Raw genomic sequence first — 13,880 nt, 5'->3', positions numbered from 1 at the left:
TCAGAGATTCCTTATCCTGGCCGCCGATTCCAGGGTGATCCGTTCGGTCCCGCCGTAGAGGGACAGCCAGATCCGGATGGTGCGGATGTTGTTCTTGACCGCGGTCACTTCACCGGTCGAACCGAGGTAAGTGAAACGCAGCCCCTCGGGGGTGACCAGGTTGGTGGCCAGGATGTCGCTGTTGCGCATTAGATTTGTGCCGGTCTGTTTATAGTCGATCGTCTGGCTGCTCAAGTCGAGGAACTGGAGCTCGGCGGTCGTATACGTCGTGATGTTCTGCGGCTTCTTGGTCCGGCGGATCTCGGTCAGCATCCGGTTCATCGCCGCGCGCGCCTTGCCGGCGGCGGCGTCGCGGCTGGAGATCAGGACCCAGCCGCGCATCAGTGTGACGATGAAGTTCGCCATGCCGAAAGAGAGGATGGCGACCAGCGTGAAAACGATGATCGCCTCGACCAGGGTAAAACCTTTTTTGTCGTTAATGGACTTCATAGGTCGCCAGCAGGGCGGTGATCTCCACGGTCGACGCGCGATCGAGCGGCCCGCCCCAGACGCGGACCTTGATATTCTTGAACGGGGTGTTGTAGCTGACCGGGGTGTTCAGGTCGCTGGTCGCCACCCGGGTGACGATGATCCGGTACTGATAGCCGGCGAAAGCGCCGCTGAAAGAGCCGGAGGTCTCGCCGGTCGTCGCCTGGACGAAGGTCCGGGCCGTATATTCTTCCATTTTGGCGTGGGCCAGATAAGCTTTTTTGTCGATCGTTTCGACCCTGGCGGTCCGGGGGGCGAGGTTGATGAAGATAGCGGCGAGCAGGTAAAAGGCGATCCCGATCACCACCAGGCCGACGGTCGCTTCGATCAGCGAAAAACCCTGCCTGCCGGCAGGCAGGGCCCGCCGGTTCATTGTACGTAGATCCGGCCGGTGTTGGGGACGATCCGGATCGTCTTGGTGGTCGACCCGTCGCTCAGCGTAATGACCCCTTCGCTGACGAGCGCCGTGCCGTTCTTCGCGTTATAAGGAGTGCCGGCCGGATTGAAAACGACGGTATCGCCGCCGGCGATATTAACGCTGGTGATCGTGATGCCCGGGTGAACCGCGTCCAGGGCGTAGGTCATCGACCGGTTGGCGTTGGCCGGGTCGGTGACGGCCGTTTCGAACGTGCCGGTGTAAGAGAAGACCGAGTACTGGTTCGCGCCCATGACCGTAGTGGTCGTGGTGCTGGTGGTGGTCGTCGTCGTTGTAGTGGGCGGCGGCAAGGTTGTGGTGGTCGTCGTTGTGACCACAGTAGTGGTCGTGACGGCTGATGTTGTAGTGGTCGTGACCGTGGTGGTTGTCGTTGTTGTGGTAGTAGTCGTTGTCGTCGCCGGATAAGTGATCGTGTAGGTCTCGGACCGCATGTTGCTGGTTGTCCAGCCTGATTTCCAGGCCTTGGCCCTGATCGTCATGACCGTGCCGTTGCCGCTGACCGAGATCGGCGTCGAATAAATCGGCGAAGAAGAGGTCGGTGTGGTGCCATTGGTGGTGTAACGGATCGTCGCGCCGGAGGTGGAACAACTGATCGAGACGCTCTGATCGGTGGAATAGGTTCCCCCGACCGGGCTCATGGTCGGCGTGGCGACCTTGGCGGCGTAGGCCGGCGATTCGAGGATGGGAATATGGAAACCGCCGGCGACCTCGGCTTCCGACGCCAGGCTGCCGACCGTGAACCGGACCCCATACCATTGATAGTAGGAAGAAGCCATCGATTGGGCGAAACGGAGATCGGAGGCGATCTTATCGGCGGCGCTGCTGAGCTGGATGCTGCGCAAAGCGTTATTGACCGCGACGCCGGCAAAGATCGCCATGATGCCGATCACGACAATAACGACGACCAGTTCGATGATGGTGTAAGCCGACCTTCTCATCTGCCAGAAATTTTACCGCTTATAGCCCTGCTTAGCAAGCAAATATTTGGCGCAAACCAGGAGCGTTTGCAGGCCGTAGACGGTGCTCCGCCGGAAGTTTATTTCCGACGCTTCCGGGAAGTAGCGGCAGGGGACGGCGATCTCGCCGGCGCGGAGGCCGTTGGCCGCGATCTCGGCCAGGACCTCGGAGTCAAAGACAAAATCGTTGGAATTGCGCTCGAACGGGATCGCCTCGAGCGCCCGGCGGCTGAAGGCGCGGAAACCGGTGTGATATTCCGAGAGGCCCAGCCGGAAGACCAGGTTCTCCACCCAGGTCAGGAAGCGGTTCGAGACGAACTTGTACCACGGCATCGTTTCCGCCCCGCTCAGGATCCGGGAGCCCATCATCATGTCAAATCGTCCAGCCGCGATCGGCTCAACCATGGCCGGCAACTTGGTCGCGTCGTACTGCCAGTCGGGGTGGACCATGACGATGACGTCGGCGCCGTGGTCGAGCGCGGCGCGGTAGAGCATCTTCTGGTTGCCGCCGTAGCCGAGGTTGCGCGGCGTGCGCATGACCGTCAGCCCGAGCGACCGGCCGATCTCGACGGTCCGGTCGCGCGAGCAGTCGTCGCCGAGGATGATCTCGGCGACGCTCCCCCGGGGGATATCGTTGACCGTTTTCGCCAGCGTTTTCTCCGCGTTATACGCCGGCATGATGACGATGACCCGGCTCAACGGGTTTTCCTTTCGTACAGGGCCCAGCCGCAATAGCTCATCTTTTGATTATAATCGCCCCGCAGCCAGGCGGCAAGTTCGCCGCCGCGCGGCGCGTAGTCGGTCAACAGGACAAAACGGGGGCGCTGCGGCCGGACCTCGGCCAGGATCATTTTGGTCGAGACGAACGGGACCATCCAGCCGAGGTAATTCGGGTATTTGGTCGGCGCTTTTTTATGGAGATAAAAATAGAGCTCCGGCTCCGCGGCAAAGACAAAGACGGTGTCGCCCGGCGCCAGCCGCTCCTTAAGGACCAGCGCGAACCAGTGGGAGAGACCGAAGGTCCGGTTGCCGTAGAGCGTCAGCACCATTTGGTAGGGATCGGTGGTCAGGTAGAACGGGACTTGATATGGGAGGGTGATGGCGACCAGCCAAACGGCGAGCAGCCCGGCGAGCAGTTTCAGCAGGAACTCCCGGGAGCGGTAGAGCCAGAGGAACGCGTAGGCGGTCAACAGCGCCAGCCCGGGGACCAGCTGGATAAAGTAGTGCGGGAAAAAGAGCGAGCTGGCGGCGACGCCGCTAAAAGCAAAAACGGTCCAGAGCGCGGTGAGCCGCCAGGCGGGCAGCTTTTCCCGCAAGAGGATGAGGAGGAGAGCGAGCAGGGCGAACACCCAGAGCAGCCCGTTGTCCAGCCGCGCCTGTTTCAGGATGACAGTCAGGCCGAACGACGGATCGAGCAGGAAGTTGGGACAGGGCGAAGAAGCCAGATATAGGCGGTTAACCGCCAGGTTGCAAAAAAGAAAGGGGCCGAGCGCCCCCTGCAGGGTAAAGTAGAGCGTGAAGAGGAGCGGGACGACGGCCAAGCCGAGCAAAAGCCAGAGCGCGTTCAGGTTCAGAGAAAAAAGGAGGAGCGGGAGAAAATTAAACCCGGCGACCGGCTTCATCATTACCGCCAGGCCGGACAGCAGGCCGGCCAGGAGATACCAACCGGGGCGCCCCCGCTCTTTGGCGATCAGAAAGGCGAGGAGGGCAAGGACGAGCGGCAGGACCATGAACGTTTCGGTATTGGCGGCGATCCCCTGGACGGCCGGACCGGCGCCGAAAAAGGCGTAGAGCGCGGCCGCCGCCAGGGCGCCGCCGGGGCCGAGTAGCCGGAGCCCGACGCCGAAGAGGGCGAGCGTGGTCAGCAGGGAATAACCGGCGGTGAAGACCCGGATCGCCTGCAGGGAATTGCCGCCCAGGGCGACCACGCCGGCATATATATAGTAGACGGCCGGCGGTTTATGGTCGAAGACGTCGCGGTAGGGGAGCTCGCCGGCGACGATCCGCTGGGCGAGGTAGGCGTACATCCCTTCGTCCCGGTCGAGCGGCAGGGCGACGAAGTGAAGCCGCAAAAGGAACTGCCCGAGCAGGATGATAAGCAATGTAATGATGACGGCACGACGCGACATGATCCAATTTTATCGTACTTAATGATATAATTCTACCGATGGATAAATACGCCAGGCGGCTGCTGGCCGCCGCGGTCCTGATAATCCTGACAGCGTTCCTGCTCAGTTATTTTGACCTGCGCTACATTCTGCTCGACACGACGCCGACCGGCGGCGACACGCCGGCCCACAACTACCTGGTCCGGCACCTGGCGGAGACTTTCTTTAGCCGGGGGGCGGTCATCAGCTGGGCGCCTGGGTGGTGGTGCGGTTTCCCGATGTACCAGTACTATTTCTTTTTTCCCTACTGGGTCATGGCGCTGCTCGGCGCGGTCATCCCGCTCAACATCGCTTTCAAGATCATCTCGATCCTCGGCATCCTGCTGCTGCCGGCCGCCGTCTATTTTTCCCTGAAGTGGCTCGACTTTGGGGAGCCGGTCCCGCTGATCGGGGCGATCATGGCGGTGCCGTTCCTCTTCGTAGAGACGCACACGATGTGGGGGGTCAACATTTACAGCACGCTGGCTGGCGAGATCTCCAACAGCATCAGCTTCCTCTTCTTTGTCCTGTTCCTCGGCTCATTCTACGGCGACATGAAGAGCGTCCGGTTCCGCCTGCGGACGGTCTTCTTGTTCACGCTGATGTTCTACACGCATTTCTTCACCTCGGTCATCGCCGGGGTCGTTTCGTTCGCTCTCCTTTTTCTCTTCGGCTTCGACCGCTTTAGGGAGCGGTTGGTCGTTTACCTCAAGACCAACGGCCTGACGTTCCTGCTGATCGCCTGGTGGGCCGTGCCGCTCGTCGCCAAGAGCGCTTATTCGATGGAGTTCGGCGGCGACTGGGACAAGGTCCTCTGGCAGACGTTCCCGCCGTACGTCCTCGGTTTCCTGCCGCTGGTCCTCTACGCCCTCTGGAAAGGGATCACGCGGAAAAAAGCGAACGTCCTCCTCCTGCTGGTCCTTTTACTGACGACCGTCGCCGCTTTTTATACCGGCGGCAAGATCAACGCCAGCTTCACCAATATCCGGTTCTGGCCGTTCATTTATTACGCGCTGGTCATGCTGACCGCCGTCGGCGCCGGTTTTCTCCTCCGCGGCCTGAAGGGGCGGGAGCTGCTGGTCGGCGCGCTCCTTTTGGCGATGCTGCTGGTGATCGCCAATTCCCGGAACAATGTCCGCGGCTGGGTCAAATGGAATTACGAAGGGCTGGAGAACAAGGCCGATTACCCTTCGTTCCGCGACCTGGTCTTGCCGCTCGACAAGACCCCGGGGCGGTTGGCCAACGACCTGCACCCGTACAACGATCACCTTGGCTCGACCCGTGTCTTTGAGACGGTCCCGGCGCTGATCGACAAACCGATCCTGGAGGGGGGGATCGTCAACTCGGCGACCGGCTCGATGTTCTCCTACTACATCCAGGGGGAGATGTCGCAGAACTCCGCCGGCTTCCCGACGGTCGTCAATCCGGCGAGCTTTGACCCGGGGCGCGGGACCCGGCATTTAAAATTGGCCAACGTCAAACATTTTATCGCCCACTGGGACCAGACCCGCCAGGCGCTCCGCCGCCACCCGGAGTGGAAATTGTTGAAGAGCGCCGGGCAGTATGACCTGTTCGAGCTGACGAGCAACGACGGGCGCTACGTTTACGTGCCGGCGAGCGCGCCGCTGGCCGTCAAGACGAAGCAGTGGAAAGAGCGGTCGATGGAGTGGCTTTACACGATCGACGCCATCGACCAACCGTTCATCCTTTATTACGGCGGGGCCAGCCCGGAGGTCCCGGTCGTTTCGGAAGAGGAATACCTTGCTTATCTTTCCCACCGGACGCGGGGGAGCGACGGGATCCCGCTCTGGCTGGTGCTCGGCCCGTTCTATTTCCCGGCCGGCATCGGCGACGAGCGGGCGGCCGACCTGGAGTTCGTTAAGATCAGCGAGCTGCGGCCGGCGGCCGGCGCCCGCCAGGCGGGCAAGGCCTGGCAGCCGATCCTGCGGCAGGGGCCGATCTTCCTCGATTCGCTCTACCAGCCGAAATATAATTTCGTCTGTTACAGCTACGTCGGCATCAACGCCGACAGGGAGCTGCCGGCCCGCCTGCACTACAGCAACGACGACCATTGCCGGATCTACCTGAACGGCCGGCAGATCGTCCGCGATTCGATCACCGGCCTGAACAGCGCGCGGACGGTTGAGGTCACCCTCCGCCGGGGCGTCAATCATCTCGTTTACAAGCTGGAGCAGAGCGTCGGCGGGGTCTTTTTCCAGGCCCGGTTGACCGACCGGAGCGACCAACCGCTTTCGGGGATCAGCTATTTTATCGGCCAGGATTCCCGGCCGCTCGGCGCCCGGGCGACGGAGCAGGCCGGCACCTCCGCGATCACGGAGGAACACGTTTCCGGGAACGAGATCCGGTTCCGGACCCGAGCGCTCCACCAGCCGCACATCATCAAGGTTTCTTATTTTCCGAACTGGCAGGTGCGGGGGGCGAAGCGCGTTTACCACGTGACGCCGAACTACCTGCTCGTCTATCCGGAGCAGGCGGAAGTCGTTCTCTACTACGGCTCGCTGCCGGTCGACGTCCTCGGCCGGCTGTTGACGCTGGCCGGCGCGCTCATTTTCGCCGGCCTGCTGCTGGGCAGGAAAAGATAATGAAACTAAAACTGCTAAAACTGACCGATACGCTGGTCGGCAAGCCGCTCTGCTGGCTGGTCGGCTACTGGGATTATCTCTTTAACTGCCCGAACAAAGAGCGGACCATCCCCGAGCCGCGGAAGATCCTGGTCATCCGCCCCGGCGGGATGGGCGATTTTCTCTATCTCCTGCCGGCGCTGCAGCTGCTGCGCCGGAAATATCCGCAGGCGCGGCTCGACGTTCTGGCCGAGAGCCGGAACCGGGCCGTCCAGGGCTTGAGCGGGGCGATCGGCCGGCTTCTGCTTTACGACGCGCATCCGCTGGCGACGCTGGCCGCCCTGCGGTCGGGCAAATACGACCTGGTGATCGACAGCGAACAGTTCCACAACTTTTCCGCCCTCTTCGCCTACCTGACCGGGGCGCCGGCCCGGATCGGTTTCAAGACGGTCCCGTTCCGCAACCATCTTTACACCCATTTGGTCGACTACTCGCTGACCGGCTTTGAAGCGGGGGAGTTCGCCGGGCTGCTTGCACCGCTGGGGATCGAAACGTCCGGCCGGGTCGACCTGACCGGCGCGATCGACCGGGCGACGTACCAGGGCGCCGCTTTGCCGGCGGCGTTCACGGCGCTCCGGCAGCGCTGCCAAAAGCTGATCGTGATCGCCCCGCGCGGCGGCGACAAGTACCGGGAGTGGGGAGCGGACAAGTACCGGCAGGTCGTCACCCGGCTTTTAGTTAACCCGGCGCACGGCGTCGTGATCGTCGGCGGGAAACAGGAAGCGAAGTTAGCCGCGGCGCTCGCCGTGACCGGCGAGCGTTTGCTTTCCCTGGTCGGCCAAACGGAACTGCCGGCGCTCTGCCGGATCATCGCCGATAGCGATCTTTTTATCGGCGCCGACTCCGGCCTCGCCGTCCTCGCCAACGTCCTGGGGCAAAAGAGCGTAACGATCTTCGGGGCGACCGACCACCGGAAGTGGGCGGCCCCCGGGCAAACCCAAACGGTGATCAACAGCGACCTGCCGTGCGCGCCGTGCTACCACTTCGGCAGCCACAAATTGTGCCGGAACATCGATTGCCTGGCGGGGATCAGCGCCGACCGCGTCGGCGCGGCGGTCGACCGGGCGCTTAGTTAACCCAGATCAACCCCTTATCGCTCAAGCCGCGGCGGGCGCAGAACAACTTCAGCAGCAGATAAGTGTCGTGGTGGTGGCAGATCACGTCGGGCGACTTGGGGTATTGGCTCATCTTGACCGGCCGCTTTTGCGATTCGGCAATTAATCCCTCGATCGTTCCTTCATAGTTCTTCCCCGGCAGGTAAGTGAACTCCCGCTGCAGCCAGTTCCGGTAATCGAGCGAGACGAAACGGTAGGTGCCGTGGAAAATGAAGAGGGAGTAGCCGACCAGGAGGGCGACCAGTATTCCCTGCCAGAGCTTGCCGCCGGCCAGACGGCCGACCGCTTCCACCCCGTAGCCCGCCCAACAGGAACAGACGATCAGACAGGGGAAGATCCGCCTGATCCCGGGAACGTCTCCGAAGAGGCCGCCGAGGAGAAAGCTGCCGACGGCGAGCGCCAGCAGCCAGAACAAGTAACGGTTCTTTTCCCGCCAGAGGAGCCGGAGCCCGGCCAGCAGCAGGCCGGCGAAGAGAAGCTGGTACCAGAGGCCGGGCAGGCAGGCGTACAGCAGCCAGGGGCGGAGCAGGTAACTGTCGGAAGCGACCAAGAGGTCGCGGCAGATCACCGCGAAACTGCCGGCGACCGCCGGCCAGCTCAAGGTCAAATGCCGGCCGCCGTTGAACATGACGACGGCGGGGCCGAAGTATAATTTCGGCCACCAGAGAAGGACGAAAGTCAGCAGCGCGAAGAGCGACCAGTGGAAAAAATCGCGCGGCCGGTCGGCCGGCTCGCCGGTCAGCGCCTTCCAGCCGAGCAGGAGCGGAATGATCAGCGCCAGGACAAAGGAGCCGCCGTAAAAGTGGACGAACCAGACGATCAGGAGGCCGATCGCCGTCAGGCCGCCCGCGACCCGGAGCGGTTGGTCGCGCCAGGAAAAGCGGAACGCCAGGAGCAAAGCTAAAAAGGAAAAAACGCAGTCGGTCGGAAAATCCTGGACCATGATCGAGAACCAGATGACCGGCGGCATGGCGCAGAAGAGAAGGGCGGCGCTTGACGCCGCCAGCCAGGAAGTAGGCGGGCGGATCGTCCGCATTAAAAGGACGATCAGGAGCGGCAGGAACGCCATCCCGGCGATCTTGAAGAGCCGCTGGGAATTGACGGTGATCGGCAGCAGGTAGCTGCCAACCCAGTAGTAGACGGCGGAAGAGAAGGTGGTGGCGTAGTAATTATGCTGGCTCCGCGTCGGCAGGAGGTAAACGTCGCGGTAGGCGATCGCCAGCTCCTCTCCGGTTAAGCCGGGGTCTTTCTCGACCCGGACCGAATGGGCGTAATAGAGCAGGCCGAAAGAGAGAAGGTAGATCGCCAGGCAGATGAGCGCCGCGCGCCGGCCGACCGTCATCAGCTAAGCTCCCCCCGCCAGTCAAACCCGCTCTTGATCAAATAATAAGCGCCGAGCAGGATAGTGCTGATCATGCCCATCCCGTGGTAGACGATGGTGACGCCGAGCGCGTTCTCCCGCGCCAGGCCAAAGAACATCAACCCCCAGGCCATGCCGACGTCGAACGTCCCCAGGTAACCGGGCGAGGAGGGGATGATGACGGTAAAGGTTAGCAGGACGAGGATGAACAGGGCGGCGGCAAAGGAGACCGGCTGGTGGAACGCCATGACAGCCAGGTAGATGCTGTAAGCGGACACGCCCCAGATCAGGAACGAGTAGAGAGCTGAATAAAAGAGGACCCGCGGGTCGAGGATCGTTTTAAAACCGGCGACCAGGGAGTTGAAGGTTTGTTCCGCTTTTGCCCGCCAGGCGGCAGGGAGCCGGCCGCTGAGCCGGGCGGCAAGCTCCGGCCGGTAAACGGCCAGAGCGATCAGGCCGCTGATAAAAAGATAGAGGGCGAGCGCCGACCAACTGGCGGCCGCCAGCGCGGTTCGCGCCGGGAGCCGGAGCCAGAACGGGAGCAAGGCCAGGATAACAAGGATCGAGAGCCCGTCGAACAGCCGCTCAACGACGACGGTGGCGAACGCCGCGGCGCGGCTGATGTTCTCCGTTTTACCGAGGTAATGGGCGCGGGCGAACTCGCCGACCCGGCCCGGCATGATCGTGTTGAAAAAATAGCCGATGGCGGCGGCGGCGAACAGGTTGGACAGTTTGGCCGTTTTTAGCGGCCGGACCAGCCACTGCCAGCGGACCGCCCGGAGCCAAAGGACAAAAAGGGAGGCGGCCAGCGACGGGATGAGCAGCCAGTAGTTCGCCGAGCGGCAGGCGGCGGCGAAGCGGGGGAGGTCGAGCCGGTAAAAGAGGAGCCCGAGCAGGAGCGCGCTGACCAGGAGGCCGAGGAGCAAGCCGAGCTTTTTCATTCCCTAACGAACTGCAGGGCGACGAAGCCGAGGGCCAGGATAACAATCAGGGCGATGAAATACGCCTGGTAGTTGACCAGCACGTTCGACTCGTTGATCTTGACCGTCCCCGGGGCGAGGCAGGTGTAGTGGAGGCCGTTATCCTCGAACTCGGCGACGGCAAAGACCTGGTAGGTGCTCCCCGAGAGGGCGGAGAAATTGCTGAGCGAGAAACTGGCCGACTTTTGGCCGCGGGCCGGGACCGTCAGCGGCTGGGCGTCGCCCGCCACCGTCAGCTCGCGCGGGATGACCAGCCGGGTCGTCGCCTTGATCTCGCGGTCGCCCGAATTTTTCAGAAGGAGGTCGATCCGGCCTTCCTTGGCGAAGGTCGCCGGTTTGACCTGGCCGAAAAGGGGCGGGACCCCTTCCCGCTGGTAGACGAACGCCTGGCCGGTGAGGGCCGAGAACGGGTACTGGTTGGCATCGGTGTAGTGCATGACGAGGATCAGCGGGTAGCTCCCCGGCGTCTGGAGATCGAGCGGGACCAGCGCCTTGACCTGGTAAGCGGCGTTGACCGGCAGTTCCTGTTTCTTTTCGGCCAGGATCGTCCGGCCGCCGACCCGGAGCTCCGCCTGGACGCCGAACGCCGACTCGTCCCCCTTGTTGACGACCTGGACCATGACCCGGAGCTTGCCCCTTTCCAGCTTGGAGGTCAGCGTCGTGTTGAGACTGATGAACGAGGCCTGGCAGGCCAGGGTGCCGAAGAGCAGGGCGGCAAGCACGGTCGCGAGCTTTTTCATGGTTTTTCTCCCTCGATCACGATCTTTTTGAGGTCGGCGACCGCCAGGTAACATTTCTCCAGCGACTTCAGCAAGGCCAGCCGGTTCGTCTTGAGCCGCTCGTCGTTATGCATGACGAGGATCTTGTCGAAGAAGAGCTCGATCGGGTCGGTGAGCTGGGCGAGCGTCTTGGCCGCTTCCGCCCATTTTTCCTTCTGGCAGAGCTCGGCGACCGCGACGTTGACCTTGAGGTAAAGCTGGTAGAGGTTTTTTTCTTCCGGGTCGGCCAGGTCGTGCTCCAAAACGTTCTCGCGGGTGGCGTGGCCGGCGATCCGGGAGAGACGGTCGGCCGAGGCGATGACGCCGGCGAACCACGGTTCGGAGGCGACGGCGTTCAAGGCGTCCGCCTTTTCAACGACGTCGAGGATGTCGTTGAAATCGCCGAGCGCCGCTTCGGCCACGTCGTGGCGGATCCCCCGGTCGAGGAGGAGCGGGCGGAGCCGGGCGACGAAGAAGTCGAGGATGGCCGCTTTAATTTTGGGATAATCGCGGCTGCCGGGGAGGAGCGTTTCGTACAGTTTATGGGAGTGCTGGAACGCCTCGTCGAGGAGCAGGTCGAGTTTTTTATCGATGACGATCTTGATGATCCCCTGGACGGCGCGGCGGATCCCGTACGGGTCTTCCGAGCCGGTCGGGATGTTGCCGGCGGAGAAGGAGCCGACGATCGAATCAAGCCGGTCCGCCAGCGCGGCGACCGTTCCCGGCAGCGACTTGGGCAGTTCGTCGTCGGCCGAGCGGGGGAGGTAATGCTCGAAGATGCCGAGGGCGACCGCCGGGTCTTCCCCGGAGAGTTTGGCGTACTCGCGCCCCATGACCCCCTGCAGTTCGGGGAATTCAAAGACCATTTTGGTCGTCAGGTCGGCTTTGCAGAGCTGGGTGATCCGTTTAACCTGCTTAAGGCCGGTTTCGTCGAGGCCGAGCCGTTTGCCGAGCCACTCGCCGAGCTTGGCCATTCTTTCGGTCTTCTGGTAAATAGTGCCGAGCTTTTCGAAGAAGGCGACTTTTTCGAGGTCGGCGATCCGCATCTGAAGCGGTTCGCGCTTGTCTTCTTCGAAGAAGAAGCGGGCGTCGGAGAGGCGGGCGGTCAGGACCTTTTCGTTCCCCTCGACCACTTTGGCGTTGGTACAGCCGTCGGTCACCACGGCGAATTTCGCCTGGAGCTTGCCGCCGGCGTCGACCAGCGGGAAATACTTCTGGTTCTTTTTCATCGAGGTGATCAAGACTTCCTGCGGGATGTCGAGAAACTCCTGTTTGAACGAACCGACATAGACGACCGGGTTTTCCGCCAGGAAAGTCACTTCGCTTAAGAGGTCGTCCGTGATCAGCGCCGCGGCCCCGTGCTTCTTGGCCGCCGCCTCGACCTGTTTTTTGATCGACGCGCTCCGCTCGTCCTGGTCAACCACCACGCCGAGCTTTAACAGCTGCTTTTTGTAGGCCGGCAGGTCGGCGACGCGGGTCACGAGCTGCGGGGCGCGGGCCGCTGTATAGCGATGCCCGAAAGTTTTATTGCCGGAGCTGATACCGGCCAGGTCGAATTTGACGACTTTGGCGCCGCAGAGAGCGAGGATGTTGTGAATTGGGCGGATGAACTTGTAGTCGAGCTCGCCCCAGCGCATCGAGAGCGGTTGGTAAAGCGACGAGATGATCTCCGGCAGTAGGGTCTTTAATACTTCTTCCGCCTTTTTTCCCTGGCGGGTGACCTTGGCAAAAACGAAGTTCTTCGGCCCCATCGTCCGGACAAAGAGCTTGTCGGGGGTCACGCCGTGGGCTTTCGCGAACCCCTGCGCCGCCGGGGTCGGCTTGCCGGAGGGATCGAACGCTGCGTCGGCGAGCGGCCCTTTCAGCTCTTCGGTGACGTCGGGCTGTTTGGCGGCGAGGTTCTCGATGTAGAGTGTCAGCCGGCGCGGGGTGCCGAGCGTCTCGACGGCGCTAAACGTCAGCCGGTCGCGGACCAGCTTCTCTTCCGTTTTTTTCTTCAAGTCGGCGAGGAACCCGGGCATAAAACGCGCCGGGATCTCCTCGCAGCCAAGCTCAAGTATTACGTTCGACATATAATTTGGCGCACTGGCGCGCCATCTTCCTTATCCTTAGTATGAAAGCCATTCGCTCGGAGACGGAGATCGCCCCCCGCGCGTCGAGAATGTTGAAAGCGTGGGACGATTTGAGAATGTAGTCGTACGCCGGAATGATCTCGCCGTTCTTGAGGAGCCGGAGCGCCTCTTTTTCGTAGATGCCGAAGAGGAGGGTGACCGCTTCGATGTCGGCGGTCTCGAAATTGTATTTGGACTGTTCCCGTTCCTGCGGCAGGTAGATGTCGCCGTATTTCACGGTGTCGTTCCATTTGATCTCGTAGACGCTGTTCACTTTCTGGATGAACATGGCGATCCGCTCCAGGCCGTAGGTGATCTCGACCGGGATCGGCTTGCAGTCGAACCCGCCGCACTGCTGGAAGTAGGTGAACTGGGTGATCTCCATCCCTTCCGCCCACACTTCCCAGCCGGTCCCCCAGGCGCCGAGGGTGGGGGATTCCCAGTTATCCTCGACAAAGCGGACGTCGTGCTTGGCCGGTTCGATGCCGATCGCCCGGAGCGAATCGAGGTAGAGGTCCTGGATATTCAAAGGCGCCGGTTTCATGATCACCTGGTACTGGAAGTAGTGGAAGAGGCGGTTCGGGTTCTCCCCGTAGCGGCCGTCGGTCGGCCGGCGGACCGGGTCGATGTAGGCGACATTATGCTCTTTGGGGCCGAGGGCGCCGAAGAACGTGGCCGGCGACATGGTGGCCGCCCCTTTTTCGACGTCGTACGGCTGGCGGATGACGCACCCCTGGTCGGCCCAGTAGCCGTTGAGCGCGGCAACAATATCCTGGAAATTGAGAGTCTGCACGGGGAAATTATACCACGAAGTCGGGGGTGGAGGAACCGGGGGTTGTAGGTAATT

At 62.1% G+C, this 13,880-nt stretch carries 12 protein-coding genes; 2 read left to right on the top strand and 10 right to left on the bottom strand.

The window, feature by feature from the left end; all coding sequences use genetic code 11:
- The 5 genes from WC529_02040 to WC529_02020 are packed head-to-tail and all read right to left on the bottom strand — an operon-like array spanning position 1 to position 4,049.
- The gene (locus WC529_02040; protein ID MFA5113057.1) at positions 1 to 489 is read right to left on the bottom strand and encodes a prepilin-type N-terminal cleavage/methylation domain-containing protein; all 489 of its coding nucleotides are present in this window, start codon (positions 487 to 489) and stop codon (positions 1 to 3) included.
- Positions 476 to 901: a hypothetical protein gene (locus WC529_02035; protein ID MFA5113056.1), complete on the bottom strand. Its 426-nt coding sequence runs from the start codon at positions 899 to 901 to the stop codon at positions 476 to 478. Before WC529_02035 ends, WC529_02040 begins: the two co-directional genes overlap by 14 nt.
- Entirely contained in the window at positions 898 to 1,902 is a 1,005-nt protein-coding gene (locus tag WC529_02030) for a chitobiase/beta-hexosaminidase C-terminal domain-containing protein (GenBank protein MFA5113055.1), read from the bottom strand. Before WC529_02030 ends, WC529_02035 begins: the two co-directional genes overlap by 4 nt.
- Before the next feature lie 12 nt (positions 1,903 to 1,914).
- On the bottom strand, positions 1,915 to 2,619 hold the full coding sequence (locus WC529_02025; protein ID MFA5113054.1) for a glycosyltransferase family 2 protein: 705 nt from the start codon (positions 2,617 to 2,619) through the stop codon (positions 1,915 to 1,917).
- Positions 2,616 to 4,049: a glycosyltransferase family 39 protein gene (locus WC529_02020; protein MFA5113053.1), complete on the bottom strand. Its 1,434-nt coding sequence runs from the start codon at positions 4,047 to 4,049 to the stop codon at positions 2,616 to 2,618. Before WC529_02020 ends, WC529_02025 begins: the two co-directional genes overlap by 4 nt.
- Before the next feature lie 38 nt (positions 4,050 to 4,087).
- Here WC529_02020 and WC529_02015 point away from each other — a divergent pair, with 38 nt between their 5' ends.
- Together WC529_02015 and WC529_02010 are read left to right on the top strand one after the other, a co-directional pair.
- Positions 4,088 to 6,670, top strand: a complete 2,583-nt coding sequence (locus WC529_02015) for a hypothetical protein (protein MFA5113052.1) — start codon at positions 4,088 to 4,090, stop codon at positions 6,668 to 6,670.
- The gene (locus WC529_02010; GenBank protein ID MFA5113051.1) at positions 6,670 to 7,785 is read left to right on the top strand and encodes a glycosyltransferase family 9 protein; all 1,116 of its coding nucleotides are present in this window, start codon (positions 6,670 to 6,672) and stop codon (positions 7,783 to 7,785) included. The genes WC529_02015 and WC529_02010 overlap by 1 nt, the downstream gene beginning before the upstream one ends.
- Here WC529_02010 and WC529_02005 read toward each other — a convergent pair.
- The 5 genes from WC529_02005 to WC529_01985 are packed head-to-tail and all read right to left on the bottom strand — an operon-like array spanning position 7,778 to position 13,826.
- The gene (locus tag WC529_02005) at positions 7,778 to 9,166 is read right to left on the bottom strand and encodes a hypothetical protein (GenBank protein ID MFA5113050.1); all 1,389 of its coding nucleotides are present in this window, start codon (positions 9,164 to 9,166) and stop codon (positions 7,778 to 7,780) included. The two genes, WC529_02010 and WC529_02005, sit on opposite strands and share 8 nt — an antisense overlap.
- Complete coding sequence (locus WC529_02000; protein ID MFA5113049.1) at positions 9,166 to 10,125, bottom strand: lysylphosphatidylglycerol synthase transmembrane domain-containing protein; 960 nt, start codon at positions 10,123 to 10,125, stop codon at positions 9,166 to 9,168. The genes WC529_02005 and WC529_02000 overlap by 1 nt, the downstream gene beginning before the upstream one ends.
- Positions 10,122 to 10,904, bottom strand: coding sequence for a hypothetical protein (locus tag WC529_01995; protein ID MFA5113048.1), 783 nt, complete (start codon positions 10,902 to 10,904; stop codon positions 10,122 to 10,124). The genes WC529_02000 and WC529_01995 overlap by 4 nt, the downstream gene beginning before the upstream one ends.
- A complete protein-coding gene (glyS, locus tag WC529_01990) occupies positions 10,901 to 12,994 on the bottom strand; it encodes a glycine--tRNA ligase subunit beta (GenBank protein MFA5113047.1) in 2,094 nt (697 codons plus the stop codon). The genes WC529_01995 and glyS overlap by 4 nt, the downstream gene beginning before the upstream one ends.
- Positions 12,975 to 13,826 (bottom strand): glycine--tRNA ligase subunit alpha, encoded by an 852-nt coding sequence (locus tag WC529_01985; GenBank protein ID MFA5113046.1) that lies wholly within the window; start codon positions 13,824 to 13,826, stop codon positions 12,975 to 12,977. The genes glyS and WC529_01985 overlap by 20 nt, the downstream gene beginning before the upstream one ends.
- Positions 13,827 to 13,880: the final 54 nt, after the last annotated feature.

The organism is Candidatus Margulisiibacteriota bacterium, from assembly GCA_041650855.1.
Lineage (GTDB): Bacteria > Margulisbacteria > WOR-1 > O2-12-FULL-45-9 > XYB2-FULL-48-7 > JALOPZ01.
Note: the sequence above shows the minus strand (reverse complement) of the source record. Positions and strands in the feature narration are given on the sequence as shown.

What these genes read in the sequence shown, in the direction of transcription:
- WC529_02030 (MFA5113055.1), bottom strand. Translation starts at nt 1,902, where the DNA reads ATGAGAAGGTCGGCTTACACCATCATCGAACTGGTCGTCGTTATTGTC.
- WC529_02015 (MFA5113052.1), top strand. Translation starts at nt 4,088, where the DNA reads ATGGATAAATACGCCAGGCGGCTGCTGGCCGCCGCGGTCCTGATAATC.
- WC529_02010 (MFA5113051.1), top strand. Translation starts at nt 6,670, where the DNA reads ATGAAACTAAAACTGCTAAAACTGACCGATACGCTGGTCGGCAAGCCG.
- glyS (MFA5113047.1), bottom strand. Translation starts at nt 12,994, where the DNA reads ATGTCGAACGTAATACTTGAGCTTGGCTGCGAGGAGATCCCGGCGCGT.
- WC529_02000 (MFA5113049.1), bottom strand. Translation starts at nt 10,125, where the DNA reads ATGAAAAAGCTCGGCTTGCTCCTCGGCCTCCTGGTCAGCGCGCTCCTG.
- WC529_02040 (MFA5113057.1), bottom strand. Translation starts at nt 489, where the DNA reads ATGAAGTCCATTAACGACAAAAAAGGTTTTACCCTGGTCGAGGCGATC.
- WC529_02005 (MFA5113050.1), bottom strand. Translation starts at nt 9,166, where the DNA reads ATGACGGTCGGCCGGCGCGCGGCGCTCATCTGCCTGGCGATCTACCTT.
- WC529_02020 (MFA5113053.1), bottom strand. Translation starts at nt 4,049, where the DNA reads ATGTCGCGTCGTGCCGTCATCATTACATTGCTTATCATCCTGCTCGGG.
- WC529_02035 (MFA5113056.1), bottom strand. Translation starts at nt 901, where the DNA reads ATGAACCGGCGGGCCCTGCCTGCCGGCAGGCAGGGTTTTTCGCTGATC.
- WC529_01995 (MFA5113048.1), bottom strand. Translation starts at nt 10,904, where the DNA reads ATGAAAAAGCTCGCGACCGTGCTTGCCGCCCTGCTCTTCGGCACCCTG.